The 16,967-nt window shown below is 65.5% G+C and carries 15 protein-coding genes; 12 read left to right on the top strand and 3 right to left on the bottom strand.

Features of this window, described 5'->3' with window-relative positions; genetic code table 11:
• The first annotated feature begins 37 nt into the window (after nt 1–37).
• Entirely contained in the window at nt 38–1,528 is a 1,491-nt protein-coding gene (gene rpoN, locus NTCA1_RS04660) for an RNA polymerase factor sigma-54 (RefSeq protein WP_159828815.1), read from the top strand.
• A 180-nt stretch (nt 1,529–1,708) separates the two neighbouring features.
• The gene (locus NTCA1_RS04655; protein WP_086492331.1) at nt 1,709–2,389 is read left to right on the top strand and encodes an energy transducer TonB; all 681 of its coding nucleotides are present in this window, start codon (nt 1,709–1,711) and stop codon (nt 2,387–2,389) included.
• Nucleotides 2,390–2,711: 322 nt separating this feature from the next.
• On the opposite strand, the gene NTCA1_RS04650 is transcribed toward NTCA1_RS04655, so the two are convergent.
• The 3 genes from NTCA1_RS04650 to NTCA1_RS04640 form a co-directional block, all read right to left on the bottom strand.
• Nucleotides 2,712–3,761: a hypothetical protein gene (locus NTCA1_RS04650; protein WP_159828813.1), complete on the bottom strand. Its 1,050-nt coding sequence runs from the start codon at nt 3,759–3,761 to the stop codon at nt 2,712–2,714.
• A 152-nt stretch (nt 3,762–3,913) separates the two neighbouring features.
• Nucleotides 3,914–4,744, bottom strand: a complete 831-nt coding sequence (gene map, locus NTCA1_RS04645) for a type I methionyl aminopeptidase (protein ID WP_086492333.1) — start codon at nt 4,742–4,744, stop codon at nt 3,914–3,916.
• A gap of 203 nt (nt 4,745–4,947) precedes the next feature.
• Complete coding sequence (locus NTCA1_RS04640; protein WP_236549100.1) at nt 4,948–5,805, bottom strand: DUF4163 domain-containing protein; 858 nt, start codon at nt 5,803–5,805, stop codon at nt 4,948–4,950.
• Between the two features lie 45 nt (nt 5,806–5,850).
• On the opposite strand from NTCA1_RS04640, the gene NTCA1_RS04635 reads away from it, so the two are divergent.
• From NTCA1_RS04635 to NTCA1_RS04590, 10 genes are all read left to right on the top strand, one after another.
• Nucleotides 5,851–7,257 (top strand): M17 family metallopeptidase, encoded by a 1,407-nt coding sequence (locus NTCA1_RS04635; protein WP_159828810.1) that lies wholly within the window; start codon nt 5,851–5,853, stop codon nt 7,255–7,257.
• A gap of 117 nt (nt 7,258–7,374) precedes the next feature.
• Nucleotides 7,375–7,674 (top strand): hypothetical protein, encoded by a 300-nt coding sequence (locus NTCA1_RS04630; protein WP_086492446.1) that lies wholly within the window; start codon nt 7,375–7,377, stop codon nt 7,672–7,674.
• Nucleotides 7,674–8,597, top strand: coding sequence for an N-acetyl-gamma-glutamyl-phosphate reductase (gene argC, locus NTCA1_RS04625; protein WP_159828807.1), 924 nt, complete (start codon nt 7,674–7,676; stop codon nt 8,595–8,597). Before NTCA1_RS04630 ends, argC begins: the two co-directional genes overlap by 1 nt.
• 408 nt (nt 8,598–9,005) lie before the next feature.
• Nucleotides 9,006–9,344 (top strand): P-II family nitrogen regulator, encoded by a 339-nt coding sequence (locus tag NTCA1_RS04620; protein ID WP_008832116.1) that lies wholly within the window; start codon nt 9,006–9,008, stop codon nt 9,342–9,344.
• Nucleotides 9,345–9,499: 155 nt separating this feature from the next.
• Nucleotides 9,500–10,909, top strand: a complete 1,410-nt coding sequence (glnA, locus tag NTCA1_RS04615) for a type I glutamate--ammonia ligase (RefSeq protein ID WP_086492335.1) — start codon at nt 9,500–9,502, stop codon at nt 10,907–10,909.
• A gap of 228 nt (nt 10,910–11,137) precedes the next feature.
• Nucleotides 11,138–12,325: a hypothetical protein gene (locus tag NTCA1_RS04610; protein ID WP_159828804.1), complete on the top strand. Its 1,188-nt coding sequence runs from the start codon at nt 11,138–11,140 to the stop codon at nt 12,323–12,325.
• 22 nt (nt 12,326–12,347) lie between these two features.
• Nucleotides 12,348–12,911 carry a fasciclin domain-containing protein gene (locus NTCA1_RS04605; protein WP_159828801.1) on the top strand — a complete coding sequence of 188 codons (564 nt, stop codon included), beginning with the start codon at nt 12,348–12,350 and terminating at the stop codon, nt 12,909–12,911.
• A gap of 205 nt (nt 12,912–13,116) precedes the next feature.
• The gene (locus NTCA1_RS04600; RefSeq protein ID WP_159828798.1) at nt 13,117–15,024 is read left to right on the top strand and encodes a M1 family metallopeptidase; all 1,908 of its coding nucleotides are present in this window, start codon (nt 13,117–13,119) and stop codon (nt 15,022–15,024) included.
• Between the two features lie 7 nt (nt 15,025–15,031).
• Nucleotides 15,032–15,430: a metallopeptidase family protein gene (locus NTCA1_RS04595; protein ID WP_159828795.1), complete on the top strand. Its 399-nt coding sequence runs from the start codon at nt 15,032–15,034 to the stop codon at nt 15,428–15,430.
• A gap of 1,047 nt (nt 15,431–16,477) precedes the next feature.
• Nucleotides 16,478–16,786 carry a GIY-YIG nuclease family protein gene (locus NTCA1_RS04590; protein ID WP_159828792.1) on the top strand — a complete coding sequence of 103 codons (309 nt, stop codon included), beginning with the start codon at nt 16,478–16,480 and terminating at the stop codon, nt 16,784–16,786.
• The last annotated feature ends 181 nt before the right edge of the window (nt 16,787–16,967 follow it).

Genomic DNA, 16,967 nt, shown 5'->3' with positions numbered 1-16,967 from the left:
CCTGTCGAAAGGCCCTTTCCCGCAGGTCCGCTAGGACATGTCGCTGGGCCCTCGCCTGGATCTCAGGCACAGGCAGACTCTGGGCCAGTCACTGGTCATGACGCCGCAGCTCCAGCAGGCGATCAAGCTGCTGGCGCTGTCCAATCTCGAGATCGAAACCTTCATCGGCGAATCGCTGGAAGCCAATCCCCTGCTCGACCTGGGCGGAGAGCCGCCTTCCCCTGCTTCGGACACGGTGGAGACACCGCCGGACACGCGGCAGACCACGCTCGAAACTTCGGCGGTGGACCGGCTCATCGGCGAAGGCCGGGGCAATGACGACCGCCCGCTCGATATCGATGCATCCGCGCTCGACCGGGACCGCGACACCGGCGAATGGTCTGCGGACTTGCGCCTCGCGCCCGGCGAGGACCTGCCCGGTTTCGAGGAGCGCGGCAGCGCCGAGACCACCCTGGCCCAGCACCTGGAGGCGCAAGTGGGCGCCGCCACCGCCGACCCCCTGATCGCCGGAATCGCGCGCTACCTGATCGGCCAACTCGACGAGGCGGGCTACCTCCCCGCCATGCTCGTCGAGATCGCCGAAGACCTCGGCGTCGAAACCGCCGAGGCCGAAGCGGCGCTGGCCGTGGTGCAGTCGCTCGACCCGACCGGCGTGGGCGCGCGCAGCCTGTCCGAATGCATCGCCCTCCAGGCGCGGGAGGCAGACCGCCTCGATCCCTGCATGGCGCGGCTGATCGAAAACCTCGACCTGCTGGCGCGCGGCGACATCGCGCGGCTGAAACGGATCTGCGGCGTGGACGACGAGGATTTCGCCGACATGCTCTCCGAACTGCGCGGCTACGATCCCAAGCCGGGCCTGCGCTTCGGCGGCGAACCGAGCGCAGCGGTGACGCCGGACATTCTCGTCTCGCCGATCGATGCGGGCTGGAGCGTGGCGATCAACCAGGCCAGCCTGCCGCGCCTGATCGTCAACCGCAGCTACTATGTCGAGATGAAGAGCAACTGCGCCGACAAGGGTTCGCGCGCATGGCTTTCCGAAAAGCTCGCGGACGCCAACTGGCTGATCAAGGCGCTGGACCAACGGCAGAAGACCATCCTCAAGGTCGCCGGCGAACTGGTGAAGCAGCAGGACGCGTTCTTCCGGCACGGCGTCTCGCAGCTTCGCCCGCTGACCCTGCGCGCGGTGGCCGAGGCGATCGGCATGCACGAATCCACCGTCAGCCGCGTCACCTCGAACAAGTACCTGAGCTGTCCGCGCGGCACTTACGAGCTGAAGTTCTTCTTCACTTCGGGCGTTGCCGCCACCAGCGGTGAAGGCGCCTCTGCCGAAGCGGTGAAGGCAGCGATCCGCCAGCTCATCGATGCCGAGGATCCCAAGGCGATCCTCTCCGACGATACCCTGGTGGACCTGCTGAAGCAGAAAGGCTTCGAACTGGCCCGGCGCACCGTGGCCAAGTACCGGGAAGCGATCGGCCTCGGCAGTTCGGTCCAGCGCCGCCGCCAGAAGGCCATTGCTGCGATGCAATAAGAACTAAGCATGGTGATATTGAGTATCGGCCGTTAAATACTTGTCGCCGCAAGCAGAATTATATTTGAATCGGCAGGATTCGTGTTAGCCTCCAGACCATGAAGTGCCCCGGACTTGCGACCAATCGCAAGCTTGATGACGTCGCAAGAACGTGCGGGGTACCCATGGAAAGGATTGCCGATGTCCTACGTCGATCGGAATTCCAACGGTAATCAGAAAGCCCTGACCGGCGGCATCGTCGCCCTGATCCAGGGCGGGCTCGTCATCGCCCTCGTCAACGGTTTCGCCGTCACCCTATTCAGAAGCGAACCGCCCCGGAACCCGGAGGCAACCCAGATCCGGCTCGACCCGATCCCGGTGCCATCGCCCGAACCCAAGGTTCAGCCAGAGCACCAGACCGAGCAGCCCCTGATCACGGCTCCGGCACCGCGCATTCCGATCCCCTCCGTCGACCCCATTCCCACCACCACCACGATACCCACCGCCAGCCCGACATCCTACGAGGTGGGCGAGAAAGTGGCGGTCGCGCTGCCGACGCCCACCGAAACCCCAGCCCGGTTCCAGCCGCGCGGCGCCCTGCCCCGCAACGCGGCCTCCGGCTGGGTGACGACGCAGGACTATCCCACGGCGGACTTGCGCGCGGAACACCAGGGCAGCGTGCGTTTCCGGCTCGACATCGATGCGCGCGGGCGCGTCAGCCAGTGCTCCATCGCCATGTCGAGCGGCTATACCGGTCTCGACGAGGCCACCTGCAAATACGTCAGCAGGCGCGCCCGGTTCGAACCGGCCACCGATGCCGACGGCCAGGCGGTCGCCGGCAGCTACCTGGGGACGATCCGCTGGATCATCCCGCGGGACTGACCTCGATAACCCCCAGAGGTCGCCCGCCCGGAGCGGCACTGCTTCCGCACATTGCGTGCCGCTCCGGCTGATGAATTTCACGGCTCCCCGAACCGGAGGAGCCGGTGGGAGATGGGCCTGCTCCGCACCCCTCGTGAGCAGGCCCATTTCGGCTATTTGACGGGGTTGGGTAGATTGCGGATTGACGTCCCACTGGGCCTCAAACCAAATCCCGCTCAGGCTGAGCGGTTGGAGAGGTCAGCTTTGAGGTGGCTAGCGGACCCGCCCGATAGGCTTCGTCATACTGCCCAAACCGGACCACCACCGGCCCCCAATCACGCCGCTAAAGGTCCATCACGCTCGGTTTGCTGGAGCGTTCGATCATGCCGGTCGTGCGCTGGCCGTCCCAGGTGTAGAAGGCGTGGCTCTGCTGCACGAGCGGGAAGTCCTCCGGCCAGTCCACCGGCTTGGCGAAGCCGCCGCGCGAGCGGACATTGACGAAAGTGGTGCCGGCTATCGCCACGCGGCGGCCGTCGATCGTTTCCAGTACCAGCGAAACGTCCTCTTCGCCGGTGACGAAACGCCGCAGCCACGGCACCTGGACCGGACGCGCGGGCACCCGCGGGCCGTCGCGGTCGATGATCCAGCCCTCGGCATAGTTCGGCCCGCCATCCTCGCGCGGGGGATAGATGTTCAGGCCGAAGGCGCGGCCGTCCGGGAAGACCGCCGATTGCCAGCAATGCCCCCAGAACCCGGCGAAAGCGCGGAAGCCCGTGCGGCGGATGCGCAACCCGTTGGCCTTGAAGGCTCTCGTCTCGCCATCGACGCGCAGGGTTCCGCTGCACCGGAACAACTGTTCGTAGCGCGGGCTCATGAAACTGCCCTGCTCACCGCCCAGGGCCTCGGCCGCTTCGGGCAGGAGCGAACCAGGCACCCAAGGCGGTGCCGCCATGTCCATCTCGACCGCGATGTCCAGATCGGTCCAGCGCGTCTCCGCAAATTCGGGATCCTCGATCAGCTGCTGCGCAGACGTCTCGGCCGCCTGCCCCTTGTAGCTGACGAGCCAGCGGCGGAATGGCTCGACGCATTCGAAGCGCACGGGCCCGGTGCCCCGCACCGTTGCCCGTCCATCCTCGCCATAAGGCGAATGCGTCTCGCCATCGCCGCGCTTCGAAAGTACGCGGCCGTCTGCGAAAGCCACGTCGAGCCAGAACTCGTGCCGGTCCCAGGCATTGCCGACCGCCTCGACGCCGATCCGCATGGCGAAGAGGCCGTTCTCCTCCTCTATCCAGACATTCACGGCATCGCGCAGCCCGTCGTCGGGTTTCTCCGCCACGACGAATTCGCGCGCCTTCGGAACGCCGCCGGTCAGGTCGAATGCTGCGGTCGCCATGGCTCTCCCTCTCGCCTTTGTGGGCAGGAGGCTGTCATGGTGTGGGTGTCAGGTCACGACCCGGACGTGCGCCGGGGCGATGATTTGCGGGAGGGGATTGGACTCGAGGAATCGATCCCGTCGTCCCGGATCAAGTCCGGGACGACGAGAAATCAGGCGTAAGGCGGCTTGTGCAGGCCCTTGAGGCTGGTCGTGAAGATCTCGCAGCCGGTCTCGGTGATGCCGATCGAGTGTTCGAACTGCGCCGAGAGCGACTTGTCGCGCGTCACTGCCGTCCAACCGTCCGCCAGCAGCTTCACCGGGGGCTTGCCGAGATTGATCATCGGTTCGATGGTCATGAACATGCCGGGCTTGAGCAGCGGACCGGTGCCGGGGCGACCGGCATGGACCACTTCGGGCGCGTCATGGAACAGGCGGCCGAGGCCATGGCCGCAGAACTCGCGGACCACGCCGTAGCGGAACGATTCGGCATAGGCCTGGATGGCCGCGCCGATGTCGCCCACGCGGTTACCGGGCTTTGCCTGCTCGATGCCGATCATCAGGCATTCGTACGTCACGTCCACCAGGCGGCGCGCCTTCAGCGAGACGTCTCCGGCCAGGTACATGCGGCTGGTGTCACCGTGCCAGCCGTCCAGCAGCGGGGTGACGTCGATATTGACGATATCGCCGTCCTTGATCGTCTTTTCCGACGGGATGCCATGGCAGACGACATGGTTGATCGAGATGCAGCAGGAATGCGCATAGCCCCGGTAGCCGAGCGTCGCAGGCACGGCGCCGCCGTCCAGCGTCAGTTCGCGCACCTTGTCGTCGATGGCGGCAGTGGTGACGCCGGGCTGCACCATCGGCGCGATCTCGTCGAGGATCATGGCGGCAAGGCGTCCGGCCTTGCGCATGCCCTCAAACCCTTCCGGGCCGTGCAGCTTGATGGTGCCGTCACGCAGGACGGTTTCGCTTCCGGGTTCGACGATCTGGTATTCGGTCATGGGGCCTACATAACGATTGCGCGCACAAAATGCGAGGTCGCGCGTGACTGGAGATTTTTTGAAAATCCGCCGCAGGCGGATTTTGGCGGCACCGGCCCACGCCCCCACCCTACCACCCAAGGTATTATCCTAGCGGGTGGTAGGGTGGGGGCGTGGGCCGGTGCCGCTCAAAAATGCCCCTCGGGCATTTTTCAAAAGATCTCTTACTTCCCCACCGAGAAACTCGACCGGTACTGCGGCTTGAGCGCCGCCATGACCGCGCCCGTCACCGGCACCGTCACTTCGTAGCTGCCCTCGGCATAAGGCCCGGCATTGTAGGGCGGAACCAGCAGGCCGATGCGGTCGAAGGTCTGCTTGTTGGTCGATCCCAGGATCACCACCTGCTCGACCGGATCGATGCATTCCGAGAACATCTCGTCACTCCTGTCGATCGGGCCGCCGCGCTTCCTGACCCGCGCCTTGTCGAGCGCGGCGCAGAAGGAGGTGCGGATCGCTTTCGACAGCGCTTCCTTGCTGGTGAAGAGATCGATGGGTTTGCGCGCCGCTTCGGCATGGCGGTCCCACAGCAGGGCGTCGAACGTGGTCATGCCGTGCGCGCCGCCCGAGTAGGTGTAGATTTCCGAGGAGAGCGAAAGCCAGCCGGGCAGATCGGTGACGACCTTCCATTCCTCGCCGTAGCTGTAGGCGTGATAGGGAAAGTCGTTCTGCTTCGCTTCGGACTGGCCTTCCTTCGCGCTGCTGACGAGGTCCGCGCGCGATGCGTCGAACTGCTTGTCGAGATTCGCCTTCAGGCCCGGAATCGCGCCTGCCGCATCGGGATAGGAATAGCTGAACTCGTAAAGATCGTTCTCGGTCTTTTCCGCGCGTCCGCCCCCTACTGGAACCTCGCTCGCCTCGGCGGCAGGCTCCGTGGCGGCTTCGCTGGGCGCCTCCACTTCGGCGGAGGCGGTTTCCGACGGTGCGGGCGCGGGCTTTTCGCTCTTGCAGCCGCTCACCAGCAGTGCCGCCGCGGTCAGCGTCGTTGCAATGGAGGCAAGATACCAGGCACCAGATCGCATCATTTTCCCTCTCGGCTCATGCTCGCGGCAAGGCTAGAGAATGGAACCATGACCGACAAGAACGCATTGATTCAGCCCGATCGCGGCCAGAAGGCCGTCGCCATCCACCTCGTCACGAAAGATGGGACCGGGGACGGGCTGGAACAGTTCATCAAGGGCCTGTCGGTCCCCCAGCGTGCCGCGCTCGAAGCCCAGAAGTTCACCGGCAGCGCGGGCAGTCACGCGATCCTGCCCGACGGCGATGGCTGGTTCGTCGTCGCGGGCGTGGCCGATCCCGCCGCGCTTTCCACCTGGTGCCTCGCGAAGCTGGCCGACGTGCTCCCCGCCGGAACCTATCGCCGTGCCTCGGGTGAACCCGGCAAGGCGGCGCTGGGCTGGATCGCCGGACAGTACCGCTTCGACCGTTACCTTTCCGAACCCTCAGAGGAAGGCCCGCGCATTCTCCTGACCGGCGAAGTCAAGGCGATCGATACCGCGATCGCCGAGGCCGAGGCGATCGAACTGGTGCGCGATCTCGTCAACACCCCGGCCGAGGACATGGGTCCGGGCCAGCTCGAAAGCGAGGCGGAAGCTTTGGCCAAGGCGTTCCGCGCGGACGTGAAGATCACGCGCGGCGAGATGCTCGAGCGCGAATATCCGATGGTCCATGCCGTCGGCCGCGCGGCGGGCCGCGCCCATGCGCCGCGCCTGATCGAGCTGGAATGGGGCGACCCCAAGCATCCGAAGATCGCCGTCGTCGGCAAGGGCGTCTGCTTCGATTCGGGCGGGCTGGACATCAAGCCGGGCGCGGGCATGCTGCTGATGAAGAAGGACATGGGCGGCGCCGCCCATGCGCTGGCCCTCGCCCGCCTGATCATGGGCGCGAAGCTGCCGGTGCGCCTCCATCTCGTGATCCCGGCGGTGGAGAATGCGATCTCCGGCAATGCCTTCCGCCCCGGAGACGTGCTGCGCAGCCGCGCGGGCATCACCGTGGAGATCGGCAATACCGATGCCGAAGGCCGCCTGATCCTGGGCGACGCGCTCACCCGCGCGGGCGAGAAGGAGCCCGAGCTGCTGATCGACTTCGCCACACTCACCGGCGCGGCGCGCGTCGCGGTCGGCCCGGACCTGCCCGCCCTTTTCACCCGTGAGGACAAGACTGCGCAGGACATCCTGGAGGCGGGCCTCGCGGTGGACGATCCCTGCTGGCGCCTGCCGCTCTACGACGGCTACCGCGAATACCTGAAGTCGGACATTGCCGACATCAACAATGCCGGGTCCAGCGGCTTTGCAGGCGCGAGCACGGCGGCGCTGTTCATGGACCGCTTCGTGCCCAAGGGACTCGACTGGGCACACTTCGATACTTTCGCCTGGCGCCCCGCCGCCAAGCCCGGCAGGCCCAAGGGCGGCGACGCTCTGGGCCTGCGCGCGGCCTGGCACATGTTGCAGCGGCGCTACACCCGCAGCGATGCCTGAACTTGCGTCTTGGCCATGCCCCCGCTAAGCGCGCGCATCTTTGCATTTGGAGTAGCACCCGCGTTGGCCACTGAGGATTCCTATACCCGCCCTCCCCGGATCGATGGACTGCTTGCCATGACCGGGCCGAGCGTGACCGCGGATCCCGGATGCCTTCCCGTGCGCGGCGACCTGGCGCACATCAAGCTGGCCGGTCTCTACTTCGTGCCGCACTATGCCGTGCCGATGCCGCGCCGGATCGCGCCGGGCGCCGTACTGCGGGTGATGAGCCGGGCCGATGCCGACCCGATTCGCGAACTTCCCGCCGGCGAGATCTTCAACGTGCTGGATATCGCGGGCAACTGGGCCTGGGGCCAGCTGGGCGAAGACGGCCATGTCGGCTATGTCGCGCTGGACGCTCTGGAGGCACAGGACTGATGACGAAGACGGTCTTCATCGACGGCGCCGCCGGCACCACCGGCCTGGAAATCGCCGAACGGCTTGCCGGACGCGCCGAATTCGAGCTGATCGTCCTCGACGATGCCCGCCGCAAGGACGACAGCGCCCGCGCCGAAGCCCTGAACGCGGCCGATTTCGTGATCCTCTGCCTGCCGGACGACGCCGCGAAGGCCGCCGTGGGCATGATCCGCAACGATACCACCCGCGTGATCGATGCCTCCTCCGCGCACCGCGTGGCGCCGGAATGGGCCTACGGCTTCCCCGAAGTGGTGGGCCGCGAGACAATCGCCGCCGCGCGCTTCGTCAGTAATCCCGGCTGCTATCCCACCGGTTTCATCGCCCTTGTCGCGCCGCTGGTCAGGGCAGGCCTGCTGCCTGCCGACTGGCCCTACGTCTGCCACGCCGTTTCCGGCTATTCGGGCGGCGGCAAGGCGCTGATCGGCCGCTTCGAGGAAGACCGGGACATCGCCTTCCGCGCCTATGGCCTGGCGCTCGGCCACAAGCATGTGCCGGAAATGACCGCGCATGTCGGCCTTGCCCATGCACCGATCTTCGCCCCGGCCGTGGTGCCTGCCCATCGCGGCATGCTGGTGGAAGTGCCGCTGCACCTTTCGATGATGCCGAAAGCGGGCGACCCGGCTGCGCTGCGCGCCGCGCTGGCCGCATTCTACGCGGGCAGCGAGATCGTCACGGTCGTGGATGACCGGCCCGACGAACTGCTGCTGCGTGCGTCGATGGACCCGGTCGACACGCTCACCTTGCGCGTGCTTGGCGCCGAAGACGGTTCGCAGGCCCGCCTTGTCGCCATGCTCGACAACCTGGGCAAGGGCGCCAGCGGCGCTGCGGTGCAGAACCTCAATCTCATGGCCGGTCTTCCCGAGACTGCCGGCCTGAGACTGTAAAGCTGAGACTGTAACCGCACCCACATTTCGCCAATGCAAGCAGGCGCCGGAGACCAAGCGGTTTCCGGCGCCTTCTTGCATTGGCTTATGGCATTTCCAAACTCGCCCCTCCTTCGTCAGGTGGTCGGTTCTCCAAGACCTCCGACACCCCCATGCACAATTTTAAGGCAGGGTGTGCTCGAATCTTGAACACATAATGTCGCCAACCGGGGCATCACCTGCATGACTCAGTGCATTCGGGGTGTCGAAAGCTAAGAATACGGTCTTTTCGCGGCTGCACACTTGGCCTACGAGAGGGCCATCCGCATTGGCACGATTCTTGATGGGAGTCGCGCGCGAGGCATCTGGTTCCCGGACCGGAACTGTCTTCGGAAAAAGATCCGGGACCATGCAGGGGTCAACACAGGCGTGAAAAAGATCGAAGCTATCATCAAGCCGTTCAAGCTCGACGAAGTGAAGGAAGCACTGCACGAAGTTGGCGTCTCGGGCATCACCGTGACCGAGGCCAAGGGTTTCGGGCGCCAGAAGGGCCATACCGAGCTCTATCGCGGCGCCGAATACGTCGTGGATTTCCTGCCCAAGGTGAAGCTGGAAGTCGTCGTTCCCGACGCCCTGGCCGAACGCGTGGTGGAAGCCATCGCCGACGCCGCCCAGACCGGACGCATCGGTGACGGCAAGATCTTCGTGGTTCCCGTGGAAACCGCCGTGCGCATCCGCACCGGCGAGCGGGACGACGACGCCCTGTAATATCGAAGCGGTAATATCCCTGGGGGTAGGGCAACGGGGGTTACCATCCCCCGAAAAGCCGGAGCGGGAAGGACCGGCGGGGGGCCGGATTTCCCGAACAAAGAAACATCAAAGCCTCTTTCGGGATCGGAAGAGCATCACTGGAGACTACTCTAATGGCGAGTGCAAAGGACGTCCTCAAGCGCATCAAGGACGAAGAGATCGAGTGGGTTGACCTGCGTTTCACCGACCCGAAGGGCAAGTGGCAGCACCTCACCATGGTCGCTTCGATCCTCGGCGAGGACGAGCTGGAAGACGGCCTGATGTTCGACGGTTCGTCGATCGAAGGCTGGAAGGCCATCAACGAGTCGGACATGATCCTGAAGCCGGATCTCGACGCGGTCTACGTCGATCCGTTCTCGGCCACTCCGATGCTCATCCTGTTCTGCGACATCGTGGAACCCTCGACCGGCGACCTCTACGCCCGCGACCCGCGCTCGACCGCGAAGCGCGCCGAGGCCTTCGTCAAGTCGGCCGGTTTCGGCGACACCGTCTACGTCGGCCCCGAAGCCGAATTCTTCATGTTCGACGACGTGAAGTTCTACGACGGCTATGAAGGCAACGGCTTCAAGATCGACGACATCGAGCTGCCCGGCAACTCGAACCGCGAATACGACACCGGCAACCTTGCCCACCGTCCCCGCGCCAAGGGCGGCTACTTCCCGGTCGCTCCGGTCGACTCGGCCGTGGACATCCGCGGCGAGATGGTCACCACCATGCTCGAAATGGGCCTGCCCTGCGACAAGCACCACCACGAAGTGGCCGCTGCCCAGCACGAACTCGGCCTGACCTTCGGCACGCTGGTCACCACCGCCGACCGCATGCAGATCTACAAGTACGTCGTCCACATGGTCGCACAGGCTTACGGCAAGACCGCCACGTTCATGCCGAAGCCGATCATGAAGGACAACGGCTCGGGCATGCACACGCACATCTCGATCTGGGAAGCGGGCAAGCCCCTCTTCGCCGGTAACGGATATGCCGGCCTGTCGGACACCTGCCTCTACTTCATCGGCGGCGTCATCAAGCATGCCAAGGCCCTGAACGCCTTCACCAACCCGACCACCAACAGCTACAAGCGCCTGGTGCCGGGCTACGAAGCCCCGGTCCTGCTGGCCTACTCGGCCCGCAACCGCTCGGCCTCGTGCCGCATCCCCTACGGTGCGGGCGACAAGGCGAAGCGCGTGGAATTCCGCTTCCCCGACGCGATGGCCAACCCCTACCTCTGCTACGCCGCGCTGCTCATGGCCGGCCTCGATGGCATCAAGAACAAGATCCATCCGGGCGAAGCCATGGACAAGAACCTCTACGATCTGCCCCCGGCCGAACTCGCCGAAGTGCCGACCGTCTGCGGTTCGCTGCGTGAAGCGCTCGATTCGCTCCAGGCCGACCATGCCTTCCTTCTCGAAGGCGGCGTGTTCACCGAAGACCAGATCGAAGCCTATCTCGAACTGAAGTGGCCCGAAGTGCTGCGCTGGGAAACCACGCCGTCGGCCGTCGAGTTCGACATGTACTACAGCGCCTGATCCGCGCTTCCTTCCCCCTTCCTTCGGGAATGGCGCGGAAGGAGCATCAGTTCGCCGAGTGGGGCGCCCGGAGCGATCCGGGCGCCCTTTTCGTTGCCGCCCCGTTTTCGTGGCACGTTTCAGCCGGTTCGCTCCGGGACCGCGACCATCCGCCGCGACCATTGGCGACAATCCCCTGCGGAACAGCTATCATCCCGCCGCGTTGCGCCCCCAAAAGGAGAAGCAGCGATGCCGAGCGACCGCACCATTCCAGCCCTGCCTTTCGGCCAGCCCTGCCTTTTCGGCCAGCGCTGCCTCTTCGGGAGTCGGTCCTTGCTGACGGGCGCCGCTCTGGCCATGCTCGCTTCGCTCCACGCCCTCCCGCTCGCCGCCGCGCCTCCCGAGCAGGGGCCACCCAGAGACCATCCCGAAGCGCGAACGTCACCGCCTTCCGCCGAGCGCCAGCATGCCGAACAGGCGCGGCGCGAAGGGCCTTCCCCGTCCGGTGCCGAACGAGAGCGAGACGCCGTCACGCCCCACCCCGAGGCCCAGAACCCCGTGACCGCGCAGCGCGAGCAGAACCAGCAGGACGCCGCGCGCCGGACACGGGATGAGGGGCGCAAGTCTCCCGAAGGCGAACGCGAAGGTGATCGGCCCCGCCCGTCCCCCGAAGCACAGCGCAACCGGCCCCTACCCGCGCCCAAGCCCGCCGAAGGCCCCCGTGAGAGCGAATACAGGGACTCGCGCGGCAAGGATTTCCGCGTCCCCACCAGCGATCGCGTGCGCGTGATCACCCAGGCCCATGCGCCTGCCGCGCGCACCCCCTCGCTTACCGGCGCCGCACTCACCGGCTGCCCGGCAGGAATCGCGGACAAGTACCAGGGCTGCACGATCCCGGCCCGCACGCATCCGCCCGAGAAGGCCTGGCACGATCCGGGCTGGTTCGCCCGCGATTTCGCCGACGATACCCGCTACCGCTACGCCGACGGCTACCTGCTGCGCCTCGGCGCCGAAAGCCACGCTGATGGCGGCGGAGATGTCGGCAACGGCGTCGTCGGCTATATTCCCCTGCTCGGCGGCGCGCTCTCCGTCGGCCGGGCCTGGCCGGGGACTTACCGGCCGGTCGCCCTGCCCGGTTACTACACGGGCTACTACGGCCTCGGCGGGGACGGCGCCTATCGCTTCTACGACAATGCGATCTACCGCGTGAATGCCGCCGACGCGGCGATCACCGGCATCGCCGCGCTGCTGCTGGGCAACGACATAGCGATCGGCCGGACCATGCCCGCGGGCTACGACGTCTACAACCTGCCGACCGCCTACCGCGACGAGTACCGGGACGGGCCGGACGCGCTCTACCGCTACAGCGACGGCTATATCTACCAGCTCGATCCCGCCACCCGCCTCGTTCGGGCGGCGATCGAACTGCTCGCCTGAACGGCGCCGAAGGAGGGAATTGATGCGCAAGGAACGTCTCGTCATCGGCCTGCTGGCCTGCTGTCTGGCCGCCTGCTCGGCGCAGGACAGCACTCCTGACGGCAGCGATAAGGGCACGACGACAACCGCCGCCACCACGATCGAGACCCTGCCCCAGGCGCTGGACAATACCGCCGGCCTCCAGACCGTGGCCGAAGCGCTCAAGGAAACCGGGATCGAGGGGGTCTTTCGCGAGAAGGCCGCCTATACCCTGATCGCCCCCGAAGACGATGCCTTCGCCAGGCTAGGCGATCCCGCCAAGGCGCTCACCGAGGCCGACGATCACGCCGCGCTGGCCGCGCTGATCAAGGACCACATGCTGACCGGCTACATGACACCGCAAGACATCGCCGCCGCCATCAAGGCGAGTAAGGACGGCAAAGTCGAAATCCCCACGCTCGGCGGCGGCACCCTGACCTTCACGGCCGCAGGCGGGACCGTGAGCGTCGCAGCCGAGGACGGCACCCAGGCCAGCTTCGACGGCAATCCCGTGACTGGCGGATCGAGCATCGCCATTCCCGTGACAGGCGTGCTCAAGAAGCTTTGAGCGAATGTCTGGAAAATGCCTGAAGGCATTTTCGAGGCGGCACCGGCCCACGCCCCCACCCGACCTCCCACTTAAGTATACTGCCGATGGGAGGTCGGGTGGGGGAGAGGGCCGGTGCCGCCGAAATCCGCCTGCGGCGGATTTCCAAACAAGGCTATAACCTCATGCTTGCGCGGCGCCTTGGGCGTGACCATAACCCGCGCCCATGCGTATACTCCTTGCCGCCGCGCTGCTTGCCGGTACCGCCGCCCCCGCACTTGCCCAGACCGGCACCGGAACCGCTACCGGAACGCCCGCGCCGATCCTGACCACGCCCGATGCGCGGGACGTCTGGACCCATGCCCAGCCGCAAGTGGCCCGCGTCACCCATGTCGCCCTCGATCTCGACGTCGATTTCGCGGCGAAGACGCTGGGCGGCAGTGCCGTGCTCGACATCCTTGCGGCACCGGGCGCGAAGGAAGTCGTGCTCGACGTCAACGACATGGACGTCTCCGCCGTCACCGACGCCTCGGGCAAGCCGCTGAAGTGGTCGATCGGCCCGAAGGATACCGCCAACGCCGATATCGGCTCGGCCCTCACCGTCGAGTTGGCCGGAGCGGCGAAGATCAGGATCGCCTACCGTGCCCGGCCCGGCGCCACCGCGCTGCAATGGCTGCCGCCGGAAATGACCTTCGGCAAGAAGAAGCCCTTCCTGTTCAGCCAGGGCCAGGCGATCCTCAACCGTTCCTGGGTCCCCACGCAGGACAGCCCCGGCATTCGCCAGACCTGGGAAGCCACCCTGCGCGTGCCGGGCGACATGGTTGCCGTGATGAGCGCCGAAAAGCTCTCCGGCAACAAGGGCGAGGCCCTGCCCGACGGCCGCCGCCAGTTCCGCTTCCGCATGGACAAGCCGGTGCCGCCCTACCTGATCGCCTTTGCGGTGGGCGACCTGAAGTTCAAGTCGCTCGGCCCTCGCTCGGGCGTCTGGACCGAGGCACCGATGCTGGACAAGGCGGCGAAGGAATTCGTCGATGTCGAAAAGATGATCGACGCCGCCAGCAAGCTCTACGGCCCCTATCGCTGGGGCCGCTACGACATGCTCGTGCTGCCACCCGCCTTCCCGTACGGCGGCATGGAAAACCCGATGCTGACCTTCCTGACGCCGACCATCGTCACCGGCGATCGTTCGAACACCGATGTCGTCGCGCATGAACTGGCGCATTCCTGGTCGGGCAACCTCGTCACCAATGCCACCTGGTCGGACACCTGGCTGAACGAGGGCTTCACCACTTACTTCGAGAACCGCATCATGGAGTCGCTCTACGGCAAGGAGCAGGCCGCGACTTATGCCGATCTCGACTGGGACGTGCTCCAGCGCGAGATCGCCGCGGGCGGCGGCCAGACCGGCGCCGCCACGCGCCTGAACGGCGAACCCGGCGCGGGCGAGGTGGACTATACCAAGGGCTCCAACTTCCTGCGCATGATCGAATATACCGTGGGCCGCTCGAAGTGGGACGCCTATCTCACCTCCTACTTCGATCGCCACGCCTTCCAGCCGCAGACCACCGCCGGTTTCCTTGCCGACTTGCGCGAACGCCTGCTGAAAGGTCAGCCGGACCTGGAACTCAAACTCCAGCTGGACCGCTGGTCCTACGGCGCGGGCCTGCCGGACAATGCCGTTCGCGTTCACAGCGCCACACTGGCGAAAGTCGACGCGAAGCTTTCCGCCTTCAACGCGGGCGGCCCGGCCGGCGCGGTGCAGCCGCAGGGCTGGACCACGCAGGAATGGCTGCGCTTCCTGAACGGCATCGACCGGCAGCAGACGCCCGCGCGCCTCAAGGAACTGGACACGGCGCTGGGCCTCTCGGCCTCGGGCAATGCCTATATCCAGTCCGCCTGGTTCGAACTCGCCATCGCCAACCGTTACGATCCGGCGGTGCCCTACTTGCGCGCCTATCTCTCGCGGATCGGGCGCGGGCTGCTGGTCTATCCGCTCTACAAGGGCCTGATGAAGCAGGGCGACTGGGGCTCCAGCAAGGCGCGAGACTTCTTCGCGGAGGCCAAGCCCACCTACCACCCCTCCACCGCCGCCGGGATCGCCCGCATCGTCGCCCCGGACGCACCCCAGGAGTAACCCCGATATGACCCGTTTCGGCAATGCCCCCGGCCCGGACGTGTTCGAGGCCCTCGCCCACGCTGCCTTCGTGCGCATTCCCGAACCTTTCGCGCAGCACCTCGTCGGCGTGACCGTCCACGTCGAGGAATTCGCCGACGCGGAAACCCTGCGCGCGGTCGGCCTGGAAGACGCCTGGGAACTGACCGGCCTCTACCACGGCCGCCCGCTCGACGAGGAATCGGTCTGGGTGGCAGGCGAGTTCCGGCCGCGCATCACCCTCTACCGCCAGCCCCTTCTCGCCGAGTGGTGCGAGACGGACGTGACGCTGGAAGACCTCGTCACCCACGTCGTGGTCCACGAGGTCGGCCACCACTTCGGCCTGTCGGACGACGACATGCATGCGCTGGAGGACGACGCGGATTGATGGGGGGCGGGGTGGTTCTCTATCCCCGCTTTTCGTGAGTTTGCCGAAGGATACCGGGCCTTGCGCTGGGTCTCGGGGGGCTTCGACAGGCTCAGCCTGAGCGGGTGGTGAGGTCAGCTTCCAGCGAGCGGCCTTACGGTTCAAATTGCGGGTGAGCGGACGTTACGGTTTTACGCGAAACGGGTACTCCCGATTTCGTCGAATAAAATCCGCCACTTCTCTTAGGCGCTCGGGATATGGTTCCAAATCCCTCCACCGTTCATGACTAGGAAACCGAAAACCAGCATTCCAGAGAGCGCCGACTTTAGCCCACTGCTCTGCATCCGCCTTCTTCGGCACTTTAAAAGCGCGCCCCATCCAGTGAAGTTCACCAGAACATTCAGGACATTTCCCTCCTGTTTCGGCAGAACGCTTCCACGATTTGCGGCAAATGAAACAGGCGTAGGGCCATAGGCATTTCGCGACATGGACAATGGCTTGCTTCGCGGGAGTAGGCCCATCCTTCGTCGCGTCACGGAGTGCTTTACGCTGGGATTTTGACAAGGAAGCCATCATTCAACTTTACATAGCGAGGGGAAGGAACGGCGCAATGTCGGCTATGTTGGCCTGCTTGGTGTGTTAGGCTTCTAGCCTTTACGTTTGGACATCGCCTCGCGGTACTTCCTCAGAGCAAGCTGTTTGGCGACCTCACGCTGCCCGAAGACGTGATTGTCTGGCCCAACCTGGCGCTCGACACAGGGAACTTGCTGAACGACCTTCGCTTTCCGCTTAGCGTTACTCGTTCGAGATCGACTGGCTGAAACGACGCTGGACATTGTGCTAGACTATCTCACCTAACCTCGGGTTGGAAGGTCAGCCATACTGGCGACAGCTGTCGGTCCGCTTGTGGATTAACTGCTAGCAGATCCATGCATTCCCCAGCGGCTCGAATTGCGTAAGCGCGGAACCGCCCCCTCACCGGGCCAGCCCACCCTTGCCGGGTTTTAACCCCACCCCGCTCAGGCTGAGCTTGTCGAAGCCCGCCCGCAACGCCAGACCAATAGCCCGATGGCGTTCCACACTTACATTCTGCGCTGCCGGGACGGCACCTACTACGTCGGCCATACCGATGACCTCGAACGCCGCATTGCCGAGCACGGGAGCGGCATGATCCAGGGTTACACGTCCCGGCGCCTGCCGGTCACTTTCCTGTGGGCACAAGACTTCCAGACCCGCGATGATGCCTTCGCGGCGGAGCGCAAGCTAAAGGGGTGGAGCCGTGCCAAGAAGGAAGCGATGATGGCTGGAGATTGGGCATTGGTCAGCCAGCTGGCTTGTGGCGCCACGCCGCGAGGGGCTTCGACAGGCTCAGCCTGAGCGGGTGGAGGTGTTGGCTGAGACTCGAGTACGATCTCGTTGCGCCTTTGCGCGAAACATTCTCGATGACGGCCGGGAAAGTCCGCTTTCCTACAAGCACTGCCGCGCGATATCCTCTTCCCCATGCCCCGCGCCAGCCACGCCCTCACCCGCCCGAAGCATGATGCACCCGCCACAAGGC

Source organism: Novosphingobium sp. TCA1 (assembly GCF_009811895.1).
Classification (GTDB): Bacteria; Pseudomonadota; Alphaproteobacteria; order Sphingomonadales; family Sphingomonadaceae; genus Novosphingobium; species Novosphingobium panipatense_A.
The sequence above is the reverse complement of the archived record's forward strand: the minus strand, read 5'-3'. Positions and strand labels throughout refer to the sequence as shown.

Bases quoted from the DNA above. Each gene is read 5' to 3' on its own strand.
- NTCA1_RS04605 (WP_159828801.1), top strand. From the start codon at position 12,348: ATGCGCAAGGAACGTCTCGTCATCGGCCTGCTGGCCTGCTGTCTGGCC.
- NTCA1_RS04610 (WP_159828804.1), top strand. From the start codon at position 11,138: ATGCCGAGCGACCGCACCATTCCAGCCCTGCCTTTCGGCCAGCCCTGC.
- NTCA1_RS04600 (WP_159828798.1), top strand. From the start codon at position 13,117: ATGCGTATACTCCTTGCCGCCGCGCTGCTTGCCGGTACCGCCGCCCCC.
- glnA (WP_086492335.1), top strand. From the start codon at position 9,500: ATGGCGAGTGCAAAGGACGTCCTCAAGCGCATCAAGGACGAAGAGATC.
- map (WP_086492333.1), bottom strand. From the start codon at position 4,744: ATGACCGAATACCAGATCGTCGAACCCGGAAGCGAAACCGTCCTGCGT.
- NTCA1_RS04655 (WP_086492331.1), top strand. From the start codon at position 1,709: ATGTCCTACGTCGATCGGAATTCCAACGGTAATCAGAAAGCCCTGACC.
- NTCA1_RS04595 (WP_159828795.1), top strand. From the start codon at position 15,032: ATGACCCGTTTCGGCAATGCCCCCGGCCCGGACGTGTTCGAGGCCCTC.
- NTCA1_RS04650 (WP_159828813.1), bottom strand. From the start codon at position 3,761: ATGGCGACCGCAGCATTCGACCTGACCGGCGGCGTTCCGAAGGCGCGC.
- NTCA1_RS04630 (WP_086492446.1), top strand. From the start codon at position 7,375: ATGACCGGGCCGAGCGTGACCGCGGATCCCGGATGCCTTCCCGTGCGC.
- argC (WP_159828807.1), top strand. From the start codon at position 7,674: ATGACGAAGACGGTCTTCATCGACGGCGCCGCCGGCACCACCGGCCTG.
- NTCA1_RS04640 (WP_236549100.1), bottom strand. From the start codon at position 5,805: ATGATGCGATCTGGTGCCTGGTATCTTGCCTCCATTGCAACGACGCTG.
- NTCA1_RS04590 (WP_159828792.1), top strand. From the start codon at position 16,478: ATGGCGTTCCACACTTACATTCTGCGCTGCCGGGACGGCACCTACTAC.
- rpoN (WP_159828815.1), top strand. From the start codon at position 38: ATGTCGCTGGGCCCTCGCCTGGATCTCAGGCACAGGCAGACTCTGGGC.
- NTCA1_RS04635 (WP_159828810.1), top strand. From the start codon at position 5,851: ATGACCGACAAGAACGCATTGATTCAGCCCGATCGCGGCCAGAAGGCC.